At 71.5% G+C, this 22,395-nt stretch carries 25 protein-coding genes; 7 read left to right on the top strand and 18 right to left on the bottom strand.

Features of this window, described 5'->3' with window-relative positions:
• Positions 1-10: 10 nt before the first annotated feature.
• The gene (locus ACTJKJ_RS22405; RefSeq protein WP_440822151.1) at positions 11-694 is read right to left on the bottom strand and encodes a hypothetical protein; all 684 of its coding nucleotides are present in this window, start codon (positions 692-694) and stop codon (positions 11-13) included.
• A 148-nt stretch (positions 695-842) separates the two neighbouring features.
• On the opposite strand from ACTJKJ_RS22405, the gene ACTJKJ_RS22400 reads away from it, so the two are divergent.
• The gene (locus ACTJKJ_RS22400; protein WP_297389313.1) at positions 843-1,535 is read left to right on the top strand and encodes a glutathione S-transferase N-terminal domain-containing protein; all 693 of its coding nucleotides are present in this window, start codon (positions 843-845) and stop codon (positions 1,533-1,535) included.
• 41 nt (positions 1,536-1,576) lie between these two features.
• Here the strand turns inward: ACTJKJ_RS22400 and ACTJKJ_RS22395 are convergent, their stop codons facing one another.
• A complete protein-coding gene (locus ACTJKJ_RS22395; RefSeq protein WP_091733643.1) occupies positions 1,577-1,804 on the bottom strand; it encodes a hypothetical protein in 228 nt (75 codons plus the stop codon).
• 15 nt (positions 1,805-1,819) lie between these two features.
• Positions 1,820-2,659, bottom strand: coding sequence for a PEP-CTERM sorting domain-containing protein (locus ACTJKJ_RS22390; protein ID WP_440822149.1), 840 nt, complete (start codon positions 2,657-2,659; stop codon positions 1,820-1,822).
• Between the two features lie 365 nt (positions 2,660-3,024).
• On the opposite strand from ACTJKJ_RS22390, the gene ACTJKJ_RS22385 reads away from it, so the two are divergent.
• Complete coding sequence (locus tag ACTJKJ_RS22385) at positions 3,025-3,282, top strand: hypothetical protein (protein ID WP_091733647.1); 258 nt, start codon at positions 3,025-3,027, stop codon at positions 3,280-3,282.
• A gap of 82 nt (positions 3,283-3,364) precedes the next feature.
• Here the strand turns inward: ACTJKJ_RS22385 and ACTJKJ_RS22380 are convergent, their stop codons facing one another.
• The 3 genes from ACTJKJ_RS22380 to ACTJKJ_RS22370 all read right to left on the bottom strand — a co-directional run bounded on the left by ACTJKJ_RS22380 (position 3,365) and on the right by ACTJKJ_RS22370 (position 5,730).
• On the bottom strand, positions 3,365-4,330 hold the full coding sequence (locus ACTJKJ_RS22380; RefSeq protein WP_440822146.1) for a PA2778 family cysteine peptidase: 966 nt from the start codon (positions 4,328-4,330) through the stop codon (positions 3,365-3,367).
• A 7-nt stretch (positions 4,331-4,337) separates the two neighbouring features.
• Positions 4,338-4,775: a PA2779 family protein gene (locus ACTJKJ_RS22375; RefSeq protein WP_175538485.1), complete on the bottom strand. Its 438-nt coding sequence runs from the start codon at positions 4,773-4,775 to the stop codon at positions 4,338-4,340.
• A gap of 145 nt (positions 4,776-4,920) precedes the next feature.
• Positions 4,921-5,730 (bottom strand): hypothetical protein, encoded by an 810-nt coding sequence (locus tag ACTJKJ_RS22370; RefSeq protein WP_440822144.1) that lies wholly within the window; start codon positions 5,728-5,730, stop codon positions 4,921-4,923.
• 395 nt (positions 5,731-6,125) lie between these two features.
• On the opposite strand from ACTJKJ_RS22370, the gene ACTJKJ_RS22365 reads away from it, so the two are divergent.
• Positions 6,126-7,283 (top strand): DUF2799 domain-containing protein, encoded by a 1,158-nt coding sequence (locus tag ACTJKJ_RS22365; RefSeq protein ID WP_440822143.1) that lies wholly within the window; start codon positions 6,126-6,128, stop codon positions 7,281-7,283.
• Positions 7,284-7,347: 64 nt separating this feature from the next.
• Here ACTJKJ_RS22365 and ACTJKJ_RS22360 read toward each other — a convergent pair whose 3' ends face one another.
• The 11 genes from ACTJKJ_RS22360 to ACTJKJ_RS22310 form a co-directional block, all read right to left on the bottom strand.
• Positions 7,348-8,139 carry a hypothetical protein gene (locus ACTJKJ_RS22360; RefSeq protein WP_440822141.1) on the bottom strand — a complete coding sequence of 264 codons (792 nt, stop codon included), beginning with the start codon at positions 8,137-8,139 and terminating at the stop codon, positions 7,348-7,350.
• A gap of 79 nt (positions 8,140-8,218) precedes the next feature.
• A complete protein-coding gene (locus ACTJKJ_RS22355) occupies positions 8,219-8,443 on the bottom strand; it encodes a DUF350 domain-containing protein (RefSeq protein ID WP_091733655.1) in 225 nt (74 codons plus the stop codon).
• A gap of 113 nt (positions 8,444-8,556) precedes the next feature.
• Positions 8,557-10,158, bottom strand: coding sequence for a DUF4178 domain-containing protein (locus tag ACTJKJ_RS22350; RefSeq protein WP_183480092.1), 1,602 nt, complete (start codon positions 10,156-10,158; stop codon positions 8,557-8,559).
• A gap of 32 nt (positions 10,159-10,190) precedes the next feature.
• Positions 10,191-11,243: an SPFH domain-containing protein gene (locus ACTJKJ_RS22345; RefSeq protein WP_091733659.1), complete on the bottom strand. Its 1,053-nt coding sequence runs from the start codon at positions 11,241-11,243 to the stop codon at positions 10,191-10,193.
• Positions 11,244-11,362: 119 nt separating this feature from the next.
• Entirely contained in the window at positions 11,363-12,055 is a 693-nt protein-coding gene (locus ACTJKJ_RS22340) for a hypothetical protein (protein ID WP_440822138.1), read from the bottom strand.
• The gene (locus ACTJKJ_RS22335) at positions 12,052-13,482 is read right to left on the bottom strand and encodes an aspartate aminotransferase family protein (protein ID WP_297388940.1); all 1,431 of its coding nucleotides are present in this window, start codon (positions 13,480-13,482) and stop codon (positions 12,052-12,054) included. The genes ACTJKJ_RS22340 and ACTJKJ_RS22335 overlap by 4 nt, the downstream gene beginning before the upstream one ends.
• Before the next feature lie 146 nt (positions 13,483-13,628).
• The gene (locus ACTJKJ_RS22330) at positions 13,629-14,291 is read right to left on the bottom strand and encodes a class II aldolase/adducin family protein (RefSeq protein ID WP_297388937.1); all 663 of its coding nucleotides are present in this window, start codon (positions 14,289-14,291) and stop codon (positions 13,629-13,631) included.
• Positions 14,288-15,892, bottom strand: coding sequence for a xylulokinase (locus ACTJKJ_RS22325; protein ID WP_297388933.1), 1,605 nt, complete (start codon positions 15,890-15,892; stop codon positions 14,288-14,290). The genes ACTJKJ_RS22330 and ACTJKJ_RS22325 overlap by 4 nt, the downstream gene beginning before the upstream one ends.
• On the bottom strand, positions 15,892-16,812 hold the full coding sequence (locus ACTJKJ_RS22320; RefSeq protein WP_297388930.1) for a TorF family putative porin: 921 nt from the start codon (positions 16,810-16,812) through the stop codon (positions 15,892-15,894). Before ACTJKJ_RS22320 ends, ACTJKJ_RS22325 begins: the two co-directional genes overlap by 1 nt.
• Before the next feature lie 24 nt (positions 16,813-16,836).
• Positions 16,837-17,244, bottom strand: coding sequence for a DUF2147 domain-containing protein (locus ACTJKJ_RS22315; protein ID WP_297388927.1), 408 nt, complete (start codon positions 17,242-17,244; stop codon positions 16,837-16,839).
• A 117-nt stretch (positions 17,245-17,361) separates the two neighbouring features.
• Positions 17,362-18,555: an MFS transporter gene (locus ACTJKJ_RS22310; protein WP_297388920.1), complete on the bottom strand. Its 1,194-nt coding sequence runs from the start codon at positions 18,553-18,555 to the stop codon at positions 17,362-17,364.
• Between the two features lie 125 nt (positions 18,556-18,680).
• On the opposite strand from ACTJKJ_RS22310, the gene ACTJKJ_RS22305 reads away from it, so the two are divergent.
• Positions 18,681-19,355: a TetR/AcrR family transcriptional regulator gene (locus ACTJKJ_RS22305; RefSeq protein WP_091733675.1), complete on the top strand. Its 675-nt coding sequence runs from the start codon at positions 18,681-18,683 to the stop codon at positions 19,353-19,355.
• A 36-nt stretch (positions 19,356-19,391) separates the two neighbouring features.
• Here the strand turns inward: ACTJKJ_RS22305 and trhA are convergent, their stop codons facing one another.
• Positions 19,392-20,063 carry a PAQR family membrane homeostasis protein TrhA gene (gene trhA / locus ACTJKJ_RS22300; protein ID WP_147241475.1) on the bottom strand — a complete coding sequence of 224 codons (672 nt, stop codon included), beginning with the start codon at positions 20,061-20,063 and terminating at the stop codon, positions 19,392-19,394.
• A 145-nt stretch (positions 20,064-20,208) separates the two neighbouring features.
• Between trhA and ACTJKJ_RS22295 the strand changes: the two genes are divergently transcribed.
• The 3 genes from ACTJKJ_RS22295 (at position 20,209) to kdpF (ending at position 22,395) form a co-directional block, all read left to right on the top strand.
• Positions 20,209-20,889: a helix-turn-helix domain-containing protein gene (locus ACTJKJ_RS22295; protein ID WP_440822133.1), complete on the top strand. Its 681-nt coding sequence runs from the start codon at positions 20,209-20,211 to the stop codon at positions 20,887-20,889.
• 43 nt (positions 20,890-20,932) lie between these two features.
• Positions 20,933-22,105 (top strand): hypothetical protein, encoded by a 1,173-nt coding sequence (locus ACTJKJ_RS22290; RefSeq protein WP_440822131.1) that lies wholly within the window; start codon positions 20,933-20,935, stop codon positions 22,103-22,105.
• A gap of 200 nt (positions 22,106-22,305) precedes the next feature.
• On the top strand, positions 22,306-22,395 hold the full coding sequence (gene kdpF / locus ACTJKJ_RS22285) for a K(+)-transporting ATPase subunit F (RefSeq protein ID WP_091733683.1): 90 nt from the start codon (positions 22,306-22,308) through the stop codon (positions 22,393-22,395).

Below are 22,395 nucleotides of genomic sequence, written 5' to 3'. Positions count from 1 at the left end.
CGAGGGCGGCTCAGACCGGCGCGCCGTAGTCGCCTTCGGACGGCCGGCTGTGCCAGGCCACCGAGGTGGTCGTCGGCCAGGGACCGCCGTCCCCGATGCGCTGGTGCACCGCCAGCGCGCTGCCCGCCGCGGCGTCCAGCACGCGGGTCAGGGCCTCGACCTCGCCCAGTGCCGGCTCGGGCATCGCGGTGCGCAGGTAGACGTTGCCACGCAGGCTCAGCAGCACGAAGGGCCGGCCCTCGATGAGCACGTCCTGCGTCGCCTGGGCCAGGCGCTCGGACAGGTCCTTGTCGAGCCAGGCCATGATCAGCTCGCGGTTGATGCCGACCGCGCCGAAGCGCTGCCGCACGAGCTTGGACTCGATCTGCGACTGCTTCGGGAACATCACCAGCCAGCGCATCTCCTCCGGCGTGTCGGTGTCCACGCGGGTGCGCAGCGTGTCGGTGTAGGCCTCGAAGACGCTGCTCTCCAGGCGCTCCATCAGCTTGCGCTCGATGAGCATCATCTGCATGTCGGGATTGACCTTGAGCTCGCATCTCATGCGCAGCTCGAAGCCCTCGATGTAGCTGCGTTGCGAGGGCCCCCATTCGATGCGGGTCAGGCCGGGCAGGGTGCGCGGCAGGTCGATCACGAAGCCGCGGCCGTCGCGGGCGTGGCGCAGCTGGCCGCCGCGTTCAGCGGCCCATTCGCTCAAGGGGCGCCACCGGGCCGAGTTGGCGCGGGCGGTCAACCACTGTTTGATTTGTTTGATTACCATGAGGCGGGACGATGCGCGAGCGGCCTGGTGTCCGTGCATTGAGGTGTCGGCGACCGGGGCCCCGCGCCCCTAGGGAGAACGCGTGATGATCGAAGTGTATTCATGGCCCACGCCCAATGGCCACAAGGTCCACATCATGCTGGAGGAATGCCGGCTGCCTTACCGGGTGATTCCCGTGGACATCGGCGCGGGCGAGCAGTTCGACGCGAGCTTCCTGGCCATCAGCCCCAACAACAAGATCCCCGCCATCGTCGACCCCGACGGGCCGGACGGCCAGCCGATGTCGCTGTTCGAGTCGGGCGCGATCCTGCTGTACCTGGCCGGCAAGACCGGGCAGTTCCTGCCGCCCGACACCCGCGGACGCTACGAGGCGCTGCAGTGGCTGATGTTCCAGATGGGCGGCGTCGGGCCGATGCTGGGCCAGACCCATCACTTCCGGATGTACGCGCCCGAGAAGATCGAGTACGCCATCGATCGCTACACCAACGAGGCCAGGCGGCTGTACGGCGTCATCGATCGCCGCCTGGCGCGCAGCCGCTACATCGCGGGCCCCGCCTACGGCATCGCCGACATGGCGATCTTCCCGTGGCTGCGGGGCGCGAAGAACCAGGGCGTGGAGATGGCGGACTTCCCGCACCTCAAGGGCTGGTTCGACGAGATCGCGGCCCGCCCGGCGGTGATGCGCGCCGTCGAGGTGCTGGCCGAGAAGCGCCGGCCGCTGGTCGACGACAAGGCCCGCGAGGTGCTGTTCGGCAAGACCCAGTACGACCGGCGCTGAGCCGCCAGGCGCCTGCGCGGGCGGCCTCCACCGGCACGGGGTCAGATCTTGCCCAGTCGCGCGCGGTCGCCGAGTTCCGTGAGCCAGCGCCGGCCGTCCTCGCGGATCGGCGTGGCCAGGCCCTTGTCCTGCAGCCGCTGCTGCATCTCCTCGCTGACCGGCATGCCGCCCGGCGATTGCGGGATGAAGTAGAGCGCGGCGCGCTCCTCGTCGGTGATCACCAGGTCGGGAGGCGGAACGGGGAACTTGAAGGTCGGCGGCGTGGACATGCGCGGCAGTATCCCTCAGGCCCGGCGCGCGCGGCGGCGGCCAGCCACGCCCGCTGCCACCGCGGCGATGCCCAGCAGCGCCAGCGAGCCCGGCTCCGGCAGCTCGCCCGCGGCGAAGGCCAGCGAGTTGGCCATCAGCCGCGCGCCGTCGGTGGTGCTGTCCCACAGGCCTGCCTGCACGTCGCCGGAGACCGGGAACATGTTCAGCCCGACGACGATGCCCTTGTGGTCGGTGCGATAGCCCAGCAGCGGCTTGTCGTTGGTCCAGTAGGCGACGACGCTCGCGCCGGCCTTGGGCGTGACGCGGTAGCACAGCGCCGACAGGCCGCCGCTGAAGCTGTCGATGTCGCGCATCAGCGGGCTCTGCGGATCCGCGACCCGGCCCAGGCTGCCGCACGAGTTCTGGTTGTTGTTGGCGTTGAAGACGTCGTAGCCCCCGGTCACGAAGCGGCCGGTGAGCCCGCCGAACGGGATGGTCGCGTGGGACAGGCCGGCCTCGACGACACCGCCGCCGGCGTCCACGTAGTCCGCCAGCACGTTGCCCAGCTGCGTGGCGCTGGCAAAGGGCTTGTTGAAGGTGTCGTTGAACACCAGGACCGCGTCGTAGCTCTTGAGCAGCGCGAGCGTGGGCGTGCCGGTGTTGGCGTTGAACACGTCCACCGTGCCGTTGACCACGCCGGTGGCGGCGATCTTGGACTGCACGTCGGTCAGCCCGCCGGGCTGACCTGTCGCGCCCAGGATCAGCACCGAGGCCTGCGCGGCCCCGCCGAGGGCGCACAGCGCGGCGGCGGCGAGGGAGGCACGGAGGCGGGGAAGGCAGGAAAGAAGTCGGGGAACGAGGGGCGAGCGCTTCATCGGGATCTCTCTGGCGGTCATTCTTGTGGAGGCCCTGGGCGGGAGGCCGGGCGACATCCGGCGCGCGGCCGGAAGCGGCTCGGGGAAGCAACATCCAAGCCACGGGGCAGGATGTCCCGCTGGCTCAAGCACTTGCAAGGCCTGTCCCCCGAGAAGGGGTCAGGCGGTGTAATGAATCCCGACACCGGCGGTGCGGAAGTTGCTTCGCGCATCGCCCCTGCAGGCAACCTTGTAATGCGGGGGTAAAACATCGTCGGCGCGCGTGGCGCCGGACGACGCTTGGAGGGAAACTTGCCCAGGCGCTGAACGCGCGGCCCGTCGATCCTCTGGCCGCGGTTGCGGCCCCAACGCGAAAAGGAGCGTCCATGTCAGCCAAGCCAGACCATACCGATGCCGTCGGCGGCGTCGAGAGTCACAACGGGCGCTGGTTCGTCCGTGAAGTCGTCGGCGAGGCGCCGCCGTTCCGGGCGCGCTACCTGGTGATCGCCGCGCATCCGGCAGCGGGCGGGCAGCCGGAACTCAACGGCTACTGGCATGAGCTGGAGCGCAGCTTCGACACCTGGAGTTATGCGGCCGATGCCGCGCTCGAGGCGGCGCAGCGCACGATCGACTTCCGGCCCTGAGGTCCCCAGCGACCCAAGCAGCCGCAAGGCCCCGAGGCCTTGATGCCTTGCGGCACTGGGCGCGAGGCGAGGCCGGCCCGGCTCACATGCCGGTGGTGATCTTCTTCTGCAGCGCCTTGTACTGGTCCAGGCGCGGCCCGCCGAGCGCGACCGCGCGCTCGATCGCCAGCGAGGCCTTGTAGCGCTGCCCCTGTTCCATCAGCACCTGCGCCAGGTTGTTCCAACCCTCGGGCAGGTCGGGGCGCACGTCGGTCAGCCGGGCGTAATGGCGGGCCGCGGTGCGGCGGTCCTTGGCGGCGTAGGCGGTGTTGCCGGCGCCCAGCAGCAGCACCGGCTCGCCGGGCCAGCGCGCGAGCGCGGCCGAGTACCCCTTGCGCGCCGCGGCCGGATTCAGGCGCTCCAGCGCCGCCAGCGCTGCGCCCGTCTGCGCGCCGTCCAGCGAGGCCGGCAGCAGGTCCGGCGGCAGCGTCGTCATCGCCCAGTAGTCGCCACGCGCCCAGGTGCGCTCGAAGACCGGCAGTTCGACCTCCTGCCGCTCGGTCTTGCCGCTGTGCAGCAGGACGGTGCGGCGCTGGCGGTCGTAGCCGACGGCGACCGCGTAATGCCACACCGGTGCCAGGTCCAGCGACAGGTTCTGGAACACGATCACCGGATGGCCGGCCGCGAGCTCGGCCAGCAGCGCGTCCAGCCGCGGCGGCAGCACGTAGGCGGGCAGGCCCTGGCGGCGCGTGGCCACCAGCATCTCGGTCTGCAGCGAGCCCTTGCGGCCCGGCAGGAAGACCTGCGGCTTGAGCTGCTCCACGGTCGCGGTCTTGCCGGCGGTGCGCAGCAGCATCGCGAGCGCGGCCGGGCCGCATTCATAGTCGTCCTGCGCGATGAAGGGCGTCTTCGCGGACAGGTCCACGCGCGCCGGCAGGTCCGCGGGCCACTGCGCTTCCAGCGCCTTCAGCTGCGGCGGCGTGCTCGCGCAGCCCCCCAGCAGCAGGGCCAGCGCCAGCGCGGGAGCGGCCAGCGGGAGCAGGGACCGGGACGACCGGACGACGCGCATGCGGACCTCAGCGGATCGAGCGGGTGAACGGGAAGACCTTGGTGAAGCCCAGGATGTCGGTCACCAGCAGGATCACGAAGACCGCGAAGATCACGCCCAGCACGTCGCCGCCGGCCGGGGCCTGCGCGATACGACCGTCCAGCGCGCGGATCTCGTCATCGGACATCGCGTCCACGCGCGACTGGGCGTCGGCCGGGTTCACGCCTTCCTTGACCATCGCCTGGCGCACGTCCTCGCGGGCGAAGAAGGCATTGACGCGCACGCGGCTGTCGGCGGCGGTGCCGGCGGGCGCGTCCTGCTGCACCAGGGCGTCGGTGGGCACGACCTGGGCGCTGGCGTGCATCGGCAGCGCCATCAGGGAGCAGGAGACGATCAGCGTCGAGGCGATCGCGCGCTTGGCCAGCGAGGGGCGGGCGGCGTCTTGGCGGGAGGCTTGTGGGTTCATGAGCGGACCTGAAATTGAAGGATCGATGAAATCCTAGGTCCGCCCTCGACGCTGTTACAAGTTCGATTACCGAGCGTCACATCGGATGCAATTCGGCTGTCCGACGGGACTTGAAGAACGTGTTAAGCCCGCAGCGCCGGCGGGGTCACGGCTCGCAGCGCGGGGCGCTGGCGCTGCGCAGGATCCAGCGTTCGCCCTTGCGGGACAGCAGGGCGGTGGCGCTCAGCGTGCCCAGGCCGCAGGTCGAGGGGTCGACCTCGGCGAACTGCGCCAGTTCGATGGTGTCGGCGTCACGCCAGCGCAGGAAGCGGAAGCTGACGGCCGTCTGGTCCGGCGTGGGCTGGAAGCGGTAGCGCTCGACCAGGCGACCTTCCTCGCGGCGCCAGATGACGACGCCGTTGAATTCCGTGCCCGGCGACGCATGGGTGACGACCAGGTGGCGCCCATCCGGCGACGGATGGACGTTGCCGTGCATCGCGTAGCGGGTGCCATCGGCGCGGGAGATCCAGAGCAGCTCGCTGCCGGCGGCGAGCGTTGCGCGCACGACATAGAACTCGCGGTCCGGCGAGAGGCCGTCCAGGCGGAAGTCGACCTCGGGCGAGGCCGGGTCGGACGGATCGGCACGCCGGCTGTCCAGGACGACCGGCCGTCCCTTGGCGATGGGCAGCCACAGGCGCTGGTCCTCGCGCCGCACCCCGGCGCCGACGCGGCGCAGCACCTCGGCCTCGGCGCGGGCGCGGAAGTCCTCGTCGGAACCGTCGTCGGCGCCCGCGGGGGCGGAGGCCTCGGACGTCGGCGTGAAGAGCGCGCCGCGCGGCGCGATGCCCACCACCGCGGCGGGACGAGGATTGGGCGGGGCGACCGGGACCGCTTCGGCGGCCGCCAGCACGGCGCACAGCGAGAGACCCGTCAGGCCGGTCCGGAGCGCGCGGCCGAGGCGATCGGCGGGCGCCATGGGACGGGCGGCAGGAGGGGCGATGGGTCGGACGACGGGACGGGCGACGGACGGGACGATCGAAAGGGCGGGCATCGGGCGGAGCGGCGACAGCGGAAGGCGACAACGGAAGGCGACAACGGAAGGCGGAGCGGAATCGGCCAGCGGAACGCAGCGGCGCCGACGGCGGGCCACCGGCGCTGGGGCGCGGCAGTCTAAGAGCGGTGTTGCGTGCGGGCCCGGCTCCTTACGACTGGTGACAAAGCCGGCCTCCTGCCAGCCACACGGATCGTGAACTGGATCACGACATGACGCGCACGACGCGGTCCCTCCGGGAGATGGCCGATTCGCCGCCGCCGAGGCTCGTTCAAGATGCGCCCGAACTTCTTCCTCCGCCTCCTCCTGGAACTCCCGTCATGACGCTTGATCCGACCCTCCCGCGCGCCCGGCAAGGCGTGCTCGTTCTCGCGGCCGCCGCGCTGCTGGCCGGCTGCGCGGCCATGAGCAAGAGCGATTGCGAGAAGGCCGATTGGCGCGAACTCGGCCGGCAGGATGCCGAGCGCGGCCAGGCCTCGTCCCGCTTCGCGCAGCGCGCCGAGGCCTGCTTCAAGGCCGGCGTGAACAACGCCGACTCGTCCGAATACGCGGCCGGGCATGCACTGGGGCAGTTGACCTTCTGCACGTCCGACCGTGGTCGCGACGAGGCCATGGCCGGCCAGCCGCGATCCGCCGCCTGCCAGGTGCCGGCCGCCGCGCGGGCCTATCGCATCGGCTACGACGAGGGCCTGCTGCGCTTCTGCACCGCCAAGAACGGTTTCGACTTCGGCCGCCTCGGCGGCGGCGATCGCGACACCTGCCCACCCGAATCGAGCGCCGCCTTCCAGGGCGGTTATCGGCTGGGCAAGGAGCTCTTCGACCTGAACCGGCGACTCGAGCGCATCACCACCGAGCAGCTGGACCAGCGCAAGCTGCTGGCCGACAGCAAGACCCAGGCCGCGGCCCGCGAGGCCGCCAGCCGCCGGCTCGGGCAGCTCGACAGCGACGAATCCGCCGTGCGGCGGCTGATCCGCCAGGCCGAGCGCGACGGCATGGCCATCGCCGCGCCCGAGGCGGCGCCGGCGGTCACGCGCGCCCGGGCGCTGGACCTGGTGGTCGGCACCTGGCAGGTGTCGGGCGTGCGTTTCGACCAGCCGGTGGACCTGAACCGCGATGGCGTCTCGTCGAATGACGCGATGAGCGAATACTCGCCGTGCTCGCGGGACACCCGGATGGAGATCGGCGCCGACCGCAAGGGCACGATGCGCTACGGCGCGAACACCGCCGGCTGCAAGGCCTGGTCCAAGGCCCATGACTGGAGCGTGGTCGACGCCAAGACGCGCAAGGCACGCTACGAGAAGGGCCAGCGCATCGTCGACGAACGCGCCGTCGTGGCCCTGCAGTTGCGCGGGTCGACGGGCACCGACACCCTGATCATCGAATCGATCACCATCGACACGCTGATCGTGCGGACCGACCTGCCGGACGGCAGTGACAGCAACAGCGAGGCGACGGTGGTCTACAAGCGGGTCCGCTGAGGACGCCGGCGCCGGATGCCGGACGCCGGGTCAGGCGCCGGGGCTTCGCGCGCCGCGCGGGGCCTCAGCGCTTGCAGCGCGACGCCGTCACGTCCTTGACGGCCCACTGCTCGCCATCGCGGGTCAGCACGGCCAGCGCCTCCTGCGTGCCGCCGTGGCAGGTGATCTCGTCGCCCAGGGCGGTGTGCTCGAGTTCCACCGTGCGCCCGTCCTTCCAGCGCATGAAGCGGTAGAACGAGATCCCGACCAGCGGCGGCGAGAAGCGGAAACGCTCGACCAGCCGCCCGCCGAGGTTCTCCCAGACCACGATGCCGTTGAAGTCGTGCGCGACCGAGGCGTTGGCCATCACCAGGAAGCGGCCGTCCGGCGAGGGGCGCACCTCGCCGTGCATCGTGTAGCGCGTGCCGTCCTTGCGCGAGACCCAGTAGACATTGCTGCCTTCGTAGAAGGTGGCGCGGACGACGAAGAACTCGCGGTCGGGGGACAGGCCGTCGAAGCGGTAATCCTCGTAGGCCCCCTCGTTGTTGCCCGAGGCATTGGGCCAGACGCTGTCGAAGACCTCGGGCCGGCCGGAGCCGGTCGGCAGCATCAGGCGCGAGCCGGCGCGCTTGATGAGCACGTGGCCGCCGCCGACGTTGGCCTTGCGGATCGCGTCGGCCTCGGCCTTGGCGCGGAAGGCCTCGTCCGAACCCTCGCTGCCGGCGGCCTGGCCGGGATCGAGCTCGGGCCGGGCCACCTCGAGGCCCTTGGTGAAGTCGCCCTTGGGCGCGATGCCGGTGGGCCGCGCGGGCGGCGGCGGCTTGTAGGGCTGGGTCTGGGCCAGTGCGACGCCGCCGGTGGCCGTCAGGGCCAACACGGAAAGGGTGGCGAGGGCGCAGAGGCGAGCGGGCAGGTGGGCGGACAGTCGCGCGGATCGACGCATCGGCATGGCCCGTTCAGCCGTGGATCGCCGCGGCCACGATCTGGCCGATGGAGATGCACATCGCCGCGACCACGACCGCGAGCGCCATGTTCTTGTGCTCGACGATCTCCTCCCACAGCTTGTAGGGGGTGAGCTTGTCGATGATGACGAAGCTGATCCAGAACACCAGCACGCCGATGACGGCATACAGGATGGAGCCCAGCACGATGGCGGGCTTGAGCCATTCGAATCCTTCCATCTCGTTCTCCTGGTCGGTCGTTCGGTGGGGTTGAAGGTCTGGGGTCGGCGTGGGCCGGCGATTGTCGCGGGGAAGTCGGCGTGGATGCGGACGGGTCGGCGGGACGATGGCGACTACTTGTGACCGCCGCCGCCGCTGCTGTAGCCGCCATACGAGCCACCGCTGGAACCGACGTAGCCCACGCCGCTGCCGCGGCTGCTGCGCTTGCACTGCTGGTACTCGGCGCTGCTTTCGCCGTAGCTGTCCTTGTAGCGGTCGCAGTCGTCGCTGCTGCAGGCGCGCAGCAGCGCGAACAGCACCGCGATCACGAAGATCGCGATGATGATGTTGCGCAGCAGCTTGCCCTGGTCCAGGCCGGACGACACGTCGCGCTGCAGCGCCGGCATGCGGTCCTCGGGCAGCGAGAAGAAGCGCCGCACCTCGGCCGCGTCGATCGCGCGGCCGTGGCTCCAGGTGACCTCGTTGCCGGTCTGCTCGCTGCTCAGCAGCTCGAGCCGCGTGCCGTTGCGCCATTCGTAGTCGCGCACCAGCGCGCGTTCCTCGCGCTTGACGCGCCAGTAGAACTCGCCCAGCACGTAGGTGACCTTGGCGGTGTAGGTCCACTTGTGCCTGAAGTCCTTGCCCTGGTGGCTGACCGACTTCGCCCCCGCATTGGCCGGCGCGCCGGTGATCGGGCGCACCAGGCTCCAGCCGTCCTCGGTGTCCACGAGGAAGGCGAAGCCCTCCATGCGGTTGAACAGCAGGTACTCGCGCCAGAAGGTCTGTTCGTCCTCGGCGGACTCGGGCAGGTCGCAGCGCTCCAGGTAGCCGACGACCTGCCACGGCTGCGGCGCGCCGCCGGAGATCGCGAGCTGGCCGGTCGTGCCCAGCGGGATCTGCGGCTCGCCGCCGGTGTTCTGCCGGTAGGCGGCCAGCTCCGCGCCGGCGCCCTTGGAGATGTCGACGACCGACTTGCACTGGCCGCAGACGATGGACTGCGTCGTGTCGAGCCGCGGTTCGAGCGCGGCGCCGCAGTTCGGGCAGGGCAGGGCCTTGGACTGCAGCGTCGCGCCGCTCTCGGCGCGCAGGCCGGTCAGCTGCAGGTCGGCGAGCTTGACCGGGCGGCCGACCGACCAGGTGGGCTGCGCGGGGTCGCTGTATTCCAGCGACGCGACCTCGTTGGCGGTGTTGCGCAGGTCGACCACCGGATAGCTGCTGGCCAGCCGCGGCGGATGGGGCAGTTCCCCCTGGGCCGCGGCCACGGTCGCGTCGACGATGCTGGCCACCTGCCAGGCCGAGCCGGCCAGCATCTGCAGCCCGCCCGGGCGCAGCGTGGCGGGATCGGGCGCGCGCTCGGCCAGCGGCGCCTCGAAGCTGATGACGAAGCTGCCGTTGTCCTCGGCCAGCCAGCCGCTGCGGGGCGGCTGGTCGGCGCTGGCGTCGAAGAGCAGGTGCCACTCGTTCCAGCCGCCGTCCGCATAGGACATCTGCAGCCGGCCGACGACCACGAAGCCCGCGCCGGCATAACGCCCGGCGCTGCCGAGCTGCAGCGGCGAGTAGTCCTCGAAGACCTCGGCGCTGGTGCCGATCCGGCGCAGCGCGTCGCCCTCACGCAGCAGCGTGGAGCGGCAATAGCTGCAGACGGCGCTGGCCGACGCGGCCGAGGCGAACTCGACCGGCGCGCCGCAATGGGGGCACTGCGCCTGCCAGCGGCGCTGGGGGGAAGCGGTAGCCAATCAGGACCCGGGGCGGAGCACGCCTGGCGGCGTCAGCTGAGCTTCTTCAGCAACTCGGCCTTCTTGGCCGCGAATTCCTCGTCGGTGAGGATGCCCTTGGCCTTGAGGTCGCCGAGCTTCTCCAGCAGCAGCAGGACCTCGTCGGCGCCCTGGCTGACCGGTTGCGGCTGGACCGGCGCGGCCGGCTGGGCGCCCTGATTGGCGCCGGTCAGACCCTGCTGCAGCTGCTGCGCCATGGTCTGGCCCAGCGCCAGGCCGGCGCCCAGTCCCATCGCGTCGCCGGCCACGCCACCGCCGCCGGAGCCCACGCCCTCGGCGAGCTTGGGGATGGCCTGCGCGGTCTGGTACTGCATGAACTGGCCCATGTTCTGGCCGATCATGCCCATGCCGATCTTCTGGTCGAGGATCTTCTGCAGTTCCTCGGGCAGCGAGACGTTCTGCAGCGTGACCATCTCGAGCTTGAGGCCCAGCGCGTCGAAGGCGGGCTGGGTGGCTTCCTGCAGCGCCTTGGCGAACTCGACCTGGTTGGCCGCCAGGTCCAGGAACGGGATGCCGGACTGGGCGACCGCGTCGGAGATGTGCTGCAGCATCAGGCCGCGGAGCTGGCCGTCGAGCTCGGTGACGGTGTAGCGCTCGCGGGTGCCGGAGATCTCGGTGTGGAACTTCTTCGGGTCGACGACGCGGTAGCTGTAGTTGCCGAAGGCGCGCAGGCGCACCGCGCCGAAGTCCTTGTCGCGGATGGTGACGGGCTGCGTCGTGCCCCAGCGCTGGTCCACCTGCTGGCGGGTGGAGAAGAAGTAGACGTCGCTCTTGAAGGGGGACTCGAACAGCTTGTCCCAGTTCTTGAGGTAGGTGAGAACCGGCAGCGTCTGCGTGGTCAGCTTGTACATGCCGGGGCCGAAGACGTCGGCCACCTTGCCTTCGTTGACGAAGACGGCCATCTGCGATTCGCGCACGGTGAGGGAGGCGCCGTACTGGATCTCGAAGTCCTGCATCGGGAACCGGTAGGCCAGGACGCCGTTGTCGTCCTCGGTCCACTGGATGATGTCAATGAACTGTTTCTTGATGAAGTCCATCAGGCCCATGGCGCAGCTCCACAAAAAGATGCGATCCAAACCGACCGCCGCGGGCGAGTATCCCTCAGCGCACCGGCGACCTTGGTCACCCCGAGGGGGGAGATTCCATGACGCCGCCGGTCCCCCCGTCAGTACCCCCGCGTCTCCGCCGGCCAGCGGCCCTGGCGCACCTGCTCGCAGGCCTGGGCCTGTTCCTTCCTGAGCCGGCCGTTGGCGACGTGGCGCACCAGCCAGGGCAGGGGGCGCACCGCCGCGCCGCCGGCCACGGCCGGCACCCAGGCCTTCGCGCATTTCTCGAAGAGCTCCGCATTGAGCGCGAGCCGCGATGGCGTCATGCCCAGCACGACCAGCCGACCCGCATGCAGGGTGACGTTGCCGCCCTTGGACAGCGCCTGCGGCAATCGCGCCAGCGCCTCGGTCGGCCGGCCCATGTGGCCGAGCTGGCGGATCTGCTCGTCGAAGACCGCCGGCATCCAGCCGCCGAAGGCCTGCAGCTGGCGACCGAAGGCGCCGCCGCCGATCAGCACCGCGCAGACGTCCTGCCGCGCGGCGTAGACGGCGCGGTGCAGCGCGATCGCGGGCAGGTGGCCGTCCACGCGGTCCGGGCCGCCCACACCGTCCGCGCCCTCCCTGCGGGCGCCGATCGCCGGCGCCAGGGGCTCGACCAGCGCGAGCGCATCCTCCGCCGTCCCCCAGGCCATCGCCCCGCTGGCGGGATCGCGCAGCGACAGGCTGTCCGTGGCCCCTGGCATCAGCCCCCGCGCCAGCAGCCGCCGCCGCAGCCCGAGCCAGGTGTCGCGCAGCAGGTCCTCGCCGCTCATGTCAGCGCCATCACGTCGTCGAAGCGGTTGAGCGCGTCGTCGATCACCGCGTCGGTGTCGGCCAGGCTGGTGTACAGCCGGCTGCCCGCCACCGAGATCAGGCCGTGCGCGGTGAAGGCCGCGCCCATCTCTTCCATCATGTGCTTGCGCCGCCGCGCCTCGTCCTTCAGGCGGAACAGCTTCCACAGGCTGCTGGTGTCGAGCAGCAGCACGCCGGAGGTCTGCAGGTGGACGATCGAGCCGATGTTGTAGGCGACGTAGGGCAGGCCGCGCCGCCCGATGATCTCCTCCAGCCCGCGGCGCAGGCGATCGCCGGCACGGGCCGCCACGCCGGGGGCGTTGGTCCGCTCGGCCTCGAGCAGCGCGTGGTAACCCGCCACGCAGCTGAGCGGATTGGCCGACAGCGTCCCTCCGACGAAGGCCCGCCGCGAGGTGGTGCCGATCCCGCCGACGAGCGACATCATGATCTCCCGCTTCCCCCCGATCGCCCCCGCCATCGGGTAGCCGCCGGCCAGGCACTTGCCCAGCACCGTCAGGTCGGGTGTCACGCCGAAGTAGGCCTGCGCGCCGCCCAGGCCGGCGCGGAAGCCGGTCACCACCTCGTCGAAGATCAGCAGCGCGCCGAACTCGTCGCAGAGCGCGCGCACCTGGGCGTTGAACTCACGATGCACCGGCCGCGTGCCGCTCTCCGGCCCGAAGGGCTCCAGCAGCACCGCCGCCGTGCCGCCGCGCAGGCGGTTCCAGCGCAGCAGCCGGCGCAGCGCCTCGGGATCGTTGGGCAGGCATTCCTGCGTGTGCGCCGTCGCGCCGCGGGGAATGCCGGTGGCCTCCATGCGGCCGGTCTTGGGCAGGCGCATGCCGTAGACCAGCTGGTCGCTCCAGCCGTGGTACGCGCCGCCGATCTTGATGACCCGCTGGCGCCGGGTGAAGGTGCGGGCCAGCCGCACCGCGCCCATCACCGCCTCGGTGCCCGAGCCCAGCATGCGCAGCATCTCCACGCCCGGCATGTGGCGGCAGACGAGCTCGGCCAGTTCGACCTCGTAGGCATGCAGCAGCCCGGTGACCGGGCCGCAGTCGTCGAGCAGCGCCTGCACCGCCTCGCGCACCGCCGGCGGATTGCTGCCCAGCAGCGTCGGACCGCCGGCCTGCAGGAAGTCGATGTAGCGGTTGCCGTCGACGTCGGTGAGGTGGGCGCCGCGGGCCTGCGCGATCGCCAGCGGGAAGGGATGGTTGAAGGCAAGGTTGTGCTGGACGCCGCCCGGGATGACGGTGGCGGCGCGCTCGGCCAGGCGCTTGGAGCCGGCGCAGTGCTCGTCGAACCAGCGCAGCACCTTGGGCATCGCGTCCGGACGGATCGGGCGCATCGGCTGGTTGACCAGCGCGGCGAAGCGCTCGTAGAGCGCGTGCGTGTCGGGCCAGGTGGGCACGGCGGGCAGGTCCGCGTCGGCGGTCTCTCGCGCGGGACCGTCCGTCGCGAACGACGGCGTGGCTGACGGCGATGCGGGCGACGACGACGCGGACGCCGAGGGAGACGGAGAAGGCGGCGAAGACGAGGAAGAGGCGAGCGAAGACATCACGGTCCCTTGAGATGAAGCAGCAGGTCGCGCACCGGGGCGAGGCGATCCCGGAGATCGGGTGCGAGGCGGACGCGCTCGTCGATGCGCGCGGCGAGGCGGTCGCGGGCGAGGTCCTCCAGGCGCTCGACGGCCGCCATCGCCGTGTCGGTGTCCGCGGCGCAGCACAGGATGCCGTGGTTGCGCAGCAGGTAAGCCTGGCGTCCGGGGCGCACCGCCTTGCCGAGCTTGCCCGCCAGCCAGGCGGTGCCCGACGGCGCATACCCGATCACCGGCACCTCGTCGCCGAGCCAGCCGCGCAGCGCCGGCGGTACCGCCAGCGGCTCGCCGATCAGCGCGCAGGCGCTGGCCAGCGGCTGGTGGGTGTGGATGCTGCAGCCGACGTCCGGCCGCGCCCGCAGCACGCGCGCATGCAGCCCGGTCTCGACCGAAGGCCGGCGCGCGCCGCCGCTGGCGTCGTCGACGACGGCCAGGTCGGCCAGGCGCAGCACGCAGACGTCCTCCGGCCGCATGACGAGGTAGTCCGTTGCCGACGGCGTCACCGCGACCCGCTCGTCGTCGATGCGCAGCATCAGGTTGCCGCCGGTGCCGGCGAAGTAGCCGCGCTCGGACAAACGCAGGCACAGCGCCACCACCTGCCGCCGTTCGGCTGCGTGCTTCATGCGGTGGCTCCCGTCGCGGGCACGCGGTTGAGGCGGTGGTACAGCGGCGCCAGGCGCGCGCGGACTTCCTTGAAGGCCTCGAACTTGTCGCCATAGAGCCGGCGCAGCGCGGCGGCGGGTTCGTAGAGGCGGCGCGTGCGGCGCAGCGCCGGCAGGTCGCCGAAACGAAGCGCGCCGGTGCCCACGCCGGCGAGGAAGGCCGCGCCGATCGCATTGGCCTGGATCGGATGCGCCAGCTGCCGGATCGGTTGGCCGGTGACGTCCGCGAGGATCTGGCACCAGACGTCGCTCTGCGCGCCGCCGCCGACCGCCGCGATCGTGCCGGGCGACCGGCCCAGCAGCCGCCCGAAGGGCTCCATCATCCAGCGCGTGTTCAGCGCGACGCCTTCGAGGAAGGCCCGGAAGATGTCCTCGCGCGAATGCTCCAGCGACAGGTTGATCAGCCCCGCGCGCAGCAGCGGATCGTCCACCGGCGTGCGCTCGCCGAAGAGCCAGGGCGTGTAGATCAGCCCGCGCGAGCCCGGCGGCACGCGCGCGGCGATGCGGTTGAGCGCCTCGTAGACGGCGGGATGCTCCTCGTCGGCGGCCAGCTCATCGGGGTGGTAGAGGATGCGGTCGCGCAGGAAGGACAGGTTGGCGCCGGCCGTCGACTGCAGCGCCAGCGCGAGGTAGCGGCCGTCGACCGCCGACGGCACCGCCGCGATCTTGTGGCGCACGTCGGTCCGCATGCCCGGCACATGCGCCCCCAGCCAGGACGAGGTGCCCAGGTACAGGTGGGTCTCGTAGTCCGGCACCGCGGCGCCGACCGCGACGGCCGAGGTGTCCACCGCGCCGGCCACCACCGGCGTCGTGGCCGGCAGGCCCAGTTGCCCGGCGACCACCGGCAGCAGCGGTCCCAGCACGTCGGTGGAATGCACGATCGCGGGCAGCTTGCCGGCGTCCAGCCCGAGCGCGCGGATCAGGCGGTCGTCGTAGCGGATGCGCGAAGGATCGCGGTTGTCCGTCACCCAGCTGGTGAGGATGGAATCCTGCGTCGCGCAGAGCCGGCCGCAGAGGCGGAAGTTGAGGTAGTCCAGCGCGTTGAGGAAGCAGCGCGTGGCCTCGTAGACGGCGGGTTGCTCGTCGCGGATGAAGGCCATGTGGCCGGCCGCGTCGCGCCCGGTCAGCGAGGGCGCGCCGCCGGTCAGGCGCAGCCAGCGCCACAGCTTGAGCGGCGCATAGCCCTCGATGTTGAGCCAGCGACCGCGCACGCGCCGGGCGACGGCGGCGGCGCCGCGCGCGTCCAGCCAGCTGAAGGCCGGCCCGATCGCGCGGCCATCGCGGCCGAGGCAGACGGTCACCTCGGTCTGCGTGGAGCAGCACACCGCCGACACGCGGCCTCGATGGCTGGCGTCGGCCGCGAGCACCTCGCCGGCGGCCTCGAGCAGCGCCTGCCACCAGGCCTCGGGGTCCTGCTCGGCCCGCACGCCCTCGACATGCAGCGCCACCGGCCGGAAGGCCCACGCGACCACGGTGCCGTCCTGCGCCACCAGCGCGCATTTGCAGCCGCTGGTGCCCAGGTCCACCGCCAGTACCAGCGGCGCAGTGCCCGGCGTGGTCATCAGAACTTGCGCGACACGGAGACCACCAGCGTGTTGTTGTCCTGCCGCTTCCAGCCGTCGCCGTCGGGGATCATGAAAAGCTCGGGCCGATGGGTGCGGGTGGCCACCCATTCGGCGGTCCAGTTCAAGCCCCAGCGCTGATGGGTGACGCCGATCGAGTAATCGCTGAAGTCCGCCTCCTTGAAGTGGCGGATCTTCTGGGTGCCGGCATGCAGGTTCAGCGTGGTCGTCGGCGTGAGCGGGTGGCGATAGCTCAAGTCGTAGAGCATGCTGCCGCGCGAGTTCTGGTCGCCGCGCGCGTAGCACTCGAGCGCCGGCGTCGGATCGACGGCGGCGGCGAGGATCTGGCCGCAGACGCCCCCGGTGTCCGCGCCGCGGTAGGTGCGCGAGAGCACGTGCAGCACCCGGCCCTCGAGCCGGCCCCAGCCGATTTCCAGCACCGCGTAGGCCGTGTCGTAGCGGGTGCGGCGGAAGTCCACCGGCACGCCGGCTTCCAGGTCGATGCCGTGCGGCGCGTCGAACTTGGCGCCGGGGAAGAATTCCTTGGCCAGTCCGACGCCGAAGTGCCAGGCGTCCGGATCGCCGAAGCGGTAGCCGGTGCCCAGCAGCAGGTTGACGCCGTCGCCGTCGGTGAAGGCCTTCTTGCTGACGGTGGAGAGCTGCGCCAGGCCGATGACGCCGGACTCGTGGGCGAGCTGCACGCCCAGTTGCAGCGAGGGCTTGCGGCCGGAATCGGAGACGCCGCGGTTGCGCAGGTCCGAGAGCAGCTTCACTTCGGTGTCGATGGCCATCGTGGCCACGCCGGCGTCGTCGGCGCGGGCGCCGGTGGGGCCGAGAGCGGCCAGGGCGGCCAACGCGGCGTACACCGCGTAGGCGGCGAGGGCCGGTCGGGGCGCGGGGGCGGAGGTCGTGCGGGTCATCTCGGGTCTCCTCGTCAGGGCTGTTCAGGACTTGCAGACCGGCGTCGCCGGCAGGGCGGCCACGCGCTTCATCTGCTCGGTCTGACCGAGGATCTCGGTCCCGATGAAGGCGCGCAGGTACAGGTCGCCGCCCTTCACGCGCAGCGCGCCCTTGTATTTCTTCCGGTCGCGCGGGTCGTAGACCCAGCCGTCGCGCCAGGCCTCGTTGTCATAGCGCTCCAGCTGCGCGACCTGGATGCCGCAGGTGTCGTTGGCCTGGCCCGCGTCCTTGTCCCAGACGATGCGGCCGCACAGCGCGGACGGCTTGTCGCCGCAGGGCTTGAACTCGATCACCGCGCCGCCGTCGGCGCTCAGCCACAGGCCCTTGGCGTCGTCAGGGCCGGCGGCCAGCGCCGGCGCGGACAGGGCCGCCGCGCACAGAAGGGCGACCATGGCCCTGGCCATCGGCCAGCGGCGTCGCGGAGGGACCAGTCGTGAAGCCATCGCCTGCTTTCCGGAGGGGTACGCCCTCGCGTCAAGTTGATAGTGATGGCTATGGTATAGCGATGACTACCGAAATTGACGCTCGGAGAAACCCTGGCGCGGCGCGCCGCGGGTCAGCGGCAGCGCGAGCATGGCCAGCAGCGCGAAGCCGGCGGCCACGAAGGGCACCGGCGCGACCGCCTCGCCGGTGACGACCAGCGAGGCCATCAGCGGCCCGAAGGCGCTGCCGAAGAGCTGCGCCGCCGGCACCAGCGAGGCGACCTGACCGCTGCCATCGACGCGAAAGGCCAGCGCCATCTGGAAGGGCAGCATGAACAGCCAGGTGAAGGTGAACAGGCCGCACAGCGCGGCGAAGGCCAGGGGCCCGCCCTGGGCGGTGCGCGCGATGCCCAGCGCGCTCAGCCCCAGCACCATGCAGCAGCCGAGCAGGACCGGCCGGATCGGCGCGCGCCGGACCAGCCAGGTGCCGACGCTGCCGCCCAGCACCTGCATGCCCAGCCCGGCCGCGATGAGCGTCTGCACCGCCGTCGGCGAGAAGCCGGCGCGGGTGCCGAGCGGCTCGGCATAGGCCCACAGCGCGCCCAGCGTCGCGAGTTGGAGGAAGACGAGCAGCAGCGCGCCGATGCGGGGCCGCGTCCAGCGCATCCCGACGCCGGCCTGGCTCACCGTGGGCGTGAGCGGACCGAGCGGGCGCGCGAAGCGGGCCGCGAGCAGGGCCGCCAGCGCGCACAGGCCGGCCAGCAGCGCGAAGCCGCCGGGCCAGCCGGCGACGGGAAGCACGAGGTGCGCCAGCACCAGGCCGGTCGTCGCCTGCGCGAGGGTCTGCACGACGAAGAAGAGGCCCGCCAGCCGCTCTGGCACGGCGGCGCGCACGATCACGGCGGTGGTGCTCCAGATCAACAGGCCCTCGGCGATGCCGGCCGCCGCGCGGACCAGGCCGAGCGCCAGGTCGCCGCCGACCCGCGTGGTGACGAGGTCCAGGGCGGCCGCCGCCAACGCGGCCAGGGTGGTGATGGCGCGCAGCGAGCGCACCGGCAAGCAGAGGTCGCCGATCAGCACGCCCAGGCCCAGGGCCACGATCTCGCCCATGGCGACGAGGCCCACGCCCTCCAGCGTCACCTGGCCGGCCTCCAACAGCGCGCCCAGCAGCAGCGGTTGCAGGCCCAGCATCAGCAGGGCGACGGAGCCGACGAGGATCGCCAGCACCTGCGCGCCGCGGGCGCTGGGAGACGTCTGGCCGGGAGGCAGCGTGTGTGTCATTTCGGCGCAAGCGGAGCGGTGGATGATGGCTGGCGATCTTATAGTCATGGCTATCGTTCTGGGGTGCCTCGCGCCCTGGAACAATCCCGCAGCCTTCCTGCCGTTGCCTCGCCATTTCGATTCCCATGCCCACTGCCCGCCGCAAGACCGCCGCTCCTCCGCCCACGCCCACGACCGCCGCGCCAGCGCTCGCGGCCAAGAAGCTGCCGGCGCAGCAGCGCGCCGCCGAGACCTACGAGCGGGTGCTCGAGGCCGCGGCGCAGACCCTGATCGAGGTGGGCGTGGAGCGGCTCTCCACCAACCTGGTGTGCGAGCGCGCCGGGGTGTCGCCGCCGGCGCTGTACCGCTACTTCCCCAACAAGTACGCGCTGCTGCATGAGCTGGGCCAGCGCCTGATGCAGCGCCAGAACGAATGCGTCGCGAAGTGGATGTCCGTCGAGGTGATCCAGGGCGGCGTGCCGGCGCTGGAGCAGGCGCTGGCGGGCCTGCTGCTCGACACCTACGAGGCGACGCGCGCGACCGCCGGCGGCGTGTGGATCATGCGCGCGATGCGGGCGGTGCCGGCGCTGCAGGAGGTGCGGCTGGCCTCGCACGCGGCGGTGACCGAGGCGCAGACGCAGCTGTTGGTGCAGGCGCTGCCGGGCGCGCGGCGCGCGGAGCTCAAGCTGGCGAGCCGCATCGTCGTGGAGCTGATCTACGCGACGGTGGAGATGCTCTTCGACGAGAGCCTCAAGCCCAAGGAGGTCGCGCGCATCACCGCCGGGATGCTGGCCAGCCACCTGGCGAAGGTGAAGGCCTGAGCGCGCCGCGCCGAGGCCGCCAGCCGGGCGCGGTCCTCAGCGATAGGCGTAGAACAGCGCCGCGAAGAAGTGGCACACGCTGCCGCCGAGCACGAACAGGTGCCAGACGAAATGCGCGTAGCGCAGCTTGTTGTCGAGCAGGAAGACCGCCGCGCCCAGCGTGTAGCTCAGCCCGCCGGCCACCAGCAACGCCAGGCCCGGACCGGGCGTGCGCTCCACGAGGGGCCCGATGGCGAAGACCACCACCCAGCCCATGGCCAGGTACAGGGCGGTGGACACCAGCGGGTGGCGCAGCCGGTTCAGCAGCTTGATCGTCACGCCGAAGGCCGCGGCGGCCCAGACGGCGACCAGCAGCGTGACGCCGGGGCCGGTCTGCAGCACGCCGAGGGTGAAGGGCGTGTAGCTGCCGGCGATGAACACGTAGATCGCCGCGTGGTCCAGGCGCATCAGCCAGGCCTTGACCCGGCCGTTGGCCAGGGAGGCCGGCAGCGCGTGGTACAGCGTGGAGATGCCGTACAGCAGGATGCCGGTGGAGGCGAAGATCGCGGCGGCCACCACGTCCGCGACCTCGCCGTGCCCCATCGCCCGCGTCACGAGGATGGGCAGGGCGGCCACGGCCAGCAGGGCGCCCAGGCCGTGGCTGATGGCATTGGCGATCTCTTCGCCGCGGGTCTGCGGACGGTCGGCGGGGACGGTGCGAGCGGTCATGAAGGCGGGCGTGCCGGGTGAGCGTGACGGGGGCGGCGATCGGGCGATTGTCCACGCGCGGGACCAGGTGGCGATACTCCACCGCCTCGGCCGTCCGCTGCGCGGCGCGGCGCCGCGATTCGCGATCTGGCCAGAGGGACAGCCCATGACGACCGTGATCTCCATGCACAGCGCCTTCGAGCGGATGCCCCGGCACCGCCATGATCACGGCTATGTCGCGCTCGTGCTGGCGGGCGGATACGTGGAAGCCGGCGACCGGGGCCGGCTCCGCGTCGAGGCCGGCCAGGCCGTGTTCCACGGGGCGCATGAATCGCATCGCAACGAGTTCTGCGGTCGCGGGGCACGGGTGTTGAACCTGCCGATCGCGGGAATGGGCTGGCCCCCCGTGGCCCCGAGCGATGCGCGAGGCGACGCGCTGGGCCATGTCGACGACGTCGACGCGATCGCCCGTCTCGCCGAGCGCGATCCGGTCCAGGCCGCCGATCTGCTGCGGCGCAGCTTTCGTCCCGTGAAGTCCCGGCTCCAGGACTGGCCCGACCTGCTGGCCGAGGCGCTGGCGGACGATCCGGCGCTCGGCATCGCCGACTGGGCCGATGCGATGGGCCTCGCGCCGCAGTCGATCAGCCGGGGCTTCCGTCTCGCCTACGGCATCAGCCCGAAGCGATACCGCCTGGAACTGCGCGCGCTGCAGGCCCTGCGCCGGCTGCCCGGCTGGCGCGGAACGCTGGCGGCGCTTGCCGCCGAGACGGGCTTCGCGGATCAGGCCCATTTCACGCGCGCCATCGTCGCCCTGACGGGCCAGACGCCGAAGCGGCTCTTGGGTTAAGTCCGTTCAAGAGCAGGCGGGGCGGGCCACCTAGCATCGCGGCATGAAACGCCGCACCTTGCTCTCCGCGCCCGCGATCGTGGGCCTCGCGTCCCTGCTGCCCGCCCTGCGCGCGCGAGCGCAGGCCAAGCCCAATCGGACCCGATGGCGGGTGCGCGCGTCCGAAGGCGCCGATGCGATCGCCTTCCTTGGTCCGCTGTCGGGCACGCAGCTCTACCTGGACTTCTATGCCGCGGAGGCCGCCGCCTTTTCGCCGCGGTTGCCGGCGGCGGTCCGGGACGACGTGGCGCGGCTGTGGAACGAGGCGACGAAGGACGGCTTCGGCCTGCTCGGCCCCAACCTGCAGGTGCTGTTCTCGGCCGACGGCAACGACGCCACGCTCGACAGCTTGCTGACCGCGCTGCGGTCACGGCGGACGGCGATCCTCCCAAGCTACCGGGCGAGCAGCTACTGGAGCGACGCCGACTGGGCCTGGTTCGAGCGCGCGGCGCTGCGGCTCGAGGCGATCCTGGTCGGCCTGCGGGACGCCGGCTTCGCGGCCTTCCGCAAGGAGCGGATCGGCGACCTGGAGCGCCGCATCGCCGAGGTCGGCCGCGCGCTGGCCGGCTTCGACGTGATCGCCTGGCAGGAGAAGCTGACCGGCCGGCACTTCGATCCGGAGATCCAGATCGTGCTGCTGCAGTTCGCCAAGCCGCACGGCATCAAGGTGCAGGGGCAGACCTTCCTTCAATCGGCGGACTACGACACGGCCACCACCGTCCGCATCGCCGCGCACGAGATGCTCCATCCGCCGGTGCCGATGGACGGCCCCGCCGCGACCGCCGCGCTGGCCGCCTTCGAGCGCGATCCGCTGGTCATGCGCATCGTGCGCGAGCACGATCCGCGCTGGGGCTACACGACGCTGGAGGGCCTTGTGAACGAGGACCTGGTCCAGGCGCTGGACCAGTTGATCAGCGAGGCCCTGGGCGTCGCCCGCAATCCGGCCGACCGCTGGCGCAAGGCCGATGACGGCATGCACGTCATCGCCGCCGGGCTGTACGGCCTGCTGCGGCAGGACCGATGGGTGGAGCAGGGCGGGTCGATCGAGCGCTGGCTCGCCGAGGCCGTCCGCGACGGCCGGCTGGCTCCGGCCGTGTTCCATCCCGTCGCGGCGCGGGTGCTGGAACGGCCGGTCGACGCGCTATGGCCCGTGCCGGCGGCCAAACCGTCTTCTTGATGAGATCTTGATACCCGGGCCTCGACCTTCTACACGCCCTTGACCCGCTGATTCCTAGAGTCCATCCATCCCATCCCGCCCTCAATCCAGAGGGCATGGGACCTCGAAAAAATGGATGCACTCTTTCTCGGATTGAGCGTGGTCCTGTTCCTCGTCGCTGTCGGGCTGGCGGTCGCCAGCGACCGGCTGGGGAGCAGGCCATGAACGCGCTCTACTGGCTGACCGGACTCCTCAGCGCCGGTCTGTTCGTCTACCTCCTGATCGCGCTCTGGCGCGCCGAGGAGTTCTGA

Source organism: Roseateles sp. 22389 (genome assembly GCF_052044995.1).
In the GTDB taxonomy this organism is placed as follows: Bacteria; Pseudomonadota; Gammaproteobacteria; order Burkholderiales; family Burkholderiaceae_C; genus Roseateles.
Note: the sequence above shows the minus strand (reverse complement) of the source record. Positions and strands in the feature narration are given on the sequence as shown.

Excerpts from the sequence above, each read along its gene's own strand:
- trhA (WP_147241475.1), bottom strand. The coding sequence starts at position 20,063 with ATGACCGCTCGCACCGTCCCCGCCGACCGTCCGCAGACCCGCGGCGAA.
- ACTJKJ_RS22380 (WP_440822146.1), bottom strand. The coding sequence starts at position 4,330 with ATGCGCGTCGTCCGGTCGTCCCGGTCCCTGCTCCCGCTGGCCGCTCCC.
- ACTJKJ_RS22295 (WP_440822133.1), top strand. The coding sequence starts at position 20,209 with ATGACGACCGTGATCTCCATGCACAGCGCCTTCGAGCGGATGCCCCGG.
- ACTJKJ_RS22305 (WP_091733675.1), top strand. The coding sequence starts at position 18,681 with ATGCCCACTGCCCGCCGCAAGACCGCCGCTCCTCCGCCCACGCCCACG.
- ACTJKJ_RS22385 (WP_091733647.1), top strand. The coding sequence starts at position 3,025 with ATGTCAGCCAAGCCAGACCATACCGATGCCGTCGGCGGCGTCGAGAGT.
- ACTJKJ_RS22375 (WP_175538485.1), bottom strand. The coding sequence starts at position 4,775 with ATGAACCCACAAGCCTCCCGCCAAGACGCCGCCCGCCCCTCGCTGGCC.
- ACTJKJ_RS22290 (WP_440822131.1), top strand. The coding sequence starts at position 20,933 with ATGAAACGCCGCACCTTGCTCTCCGCGCCCGCGATCGTGGGCCTCGCG.
- ACTJKJ_RS22330 (WP_297388937.1), bottom strand. The coding sequence starts at position 14,291 with ATGAAGCACGCAGCCGAACGGCGGCAGGTGGTGGCGCTGTGCCTGCGT.
- ACTJKJ_RS22345 (WP_091733659.1), bottom strand. The coding sequence starts at position 11,243 with ATGGGCCTGATGGACTTCATCAAGAAACAGTTCATTGACATCATCCAG.
- ACTJKJ_RS22400 (WP_297389313.1), top strand. The coding sequence starts at position 843 with ATGATCGAAGTGTATTCATGGCCCACGCCCAATGGCCACAAGGTCCAC.
- ACTJKJ_RS22325 (WP_297388933.1), bottom strand. The coding sequence starts at position 15,892 with ATGACCACGCCGGGCACTGCGCCGCTGGTACTGGCGGTGGACCTGGGC.
- ACTJKJ_RS22340 (WP_440822138.1), bottom strand. The coding sequence starts at position 12,055 with ATGAGCGGCGAGGACCTGCTGCGCGACACCTGGCTCGGGCTGCGGCGG.
- ACTJKJ_RS22370 (WP_440822144.1), bottom strand. The coding sequence starts at position 5,730 with ATGGCGCCCGCCGATCGCCTCGGCCGCGCGCTCCGGACCGGCCTGACG.
- ACTJKJ_RS22390 (WP_440822149.1), bottom strand. The coding sequence starts at position 2,659 with ATGAAGCGCTCGCCCCTCGTTCCCCGACTTCTTTCCTGCCTTCCCCGC.
- ACTJKJ_RS22320 (WP_297388930.1), bottom strand. The coding sequence starts at position 16,812 with ATGACCCGCACGACCTCCGCCCCCGCGCCCCGACCGGCCCTCGCCGCC.
- ACTJKJ_RS22315 (WP_297388927.1), bottom strand. The coding sequence starts at position 17,244 with ATGGTCGCCCTTCTGTGCGCGGCGGCCCTGTCCGCGCCGGCGCTGGCC.
- ACTJKJ_RS22355 (WP_091733655.1), bottom strand. The coding sequence starts at position 8,443 with ATGGAAGGATTCGAATGGCTCAAGCCCGCCATCGTGCTGGGCTCCATC.
- ACTJKJ_RS22365 (WP_440822143.1), top strand. The coding sequence starts at position 6,126 with ATGACGCTTGATCCGACCCTCCCGCGCGCCCGGCAAGGCGTGCTCGTT.
- ACTJKJ_RS22310 (WP_297388920.1), bottom strand. The coding sequence starts at position 18,555 with ATGACACACACGCTGCCTCCCGGCCAGACGTCTCCCAGCGCCCGCGGC.
- kdpF (WP_091733683.1), top strand. The coding sequence starts at position 22,306 with ATGAACGCGCTCTACTGGCTGACCGGACTCCTCAGCGCCGGTCTGTTC.
- ACTJKJ_RS22395 (WP_091733643.1), bottom strand. The coding sequence starts at position 1,804 with ATGTCCACGCCGCCGACCTTCAAGTTCCCCGTTCCGCCTCCCGACCTG.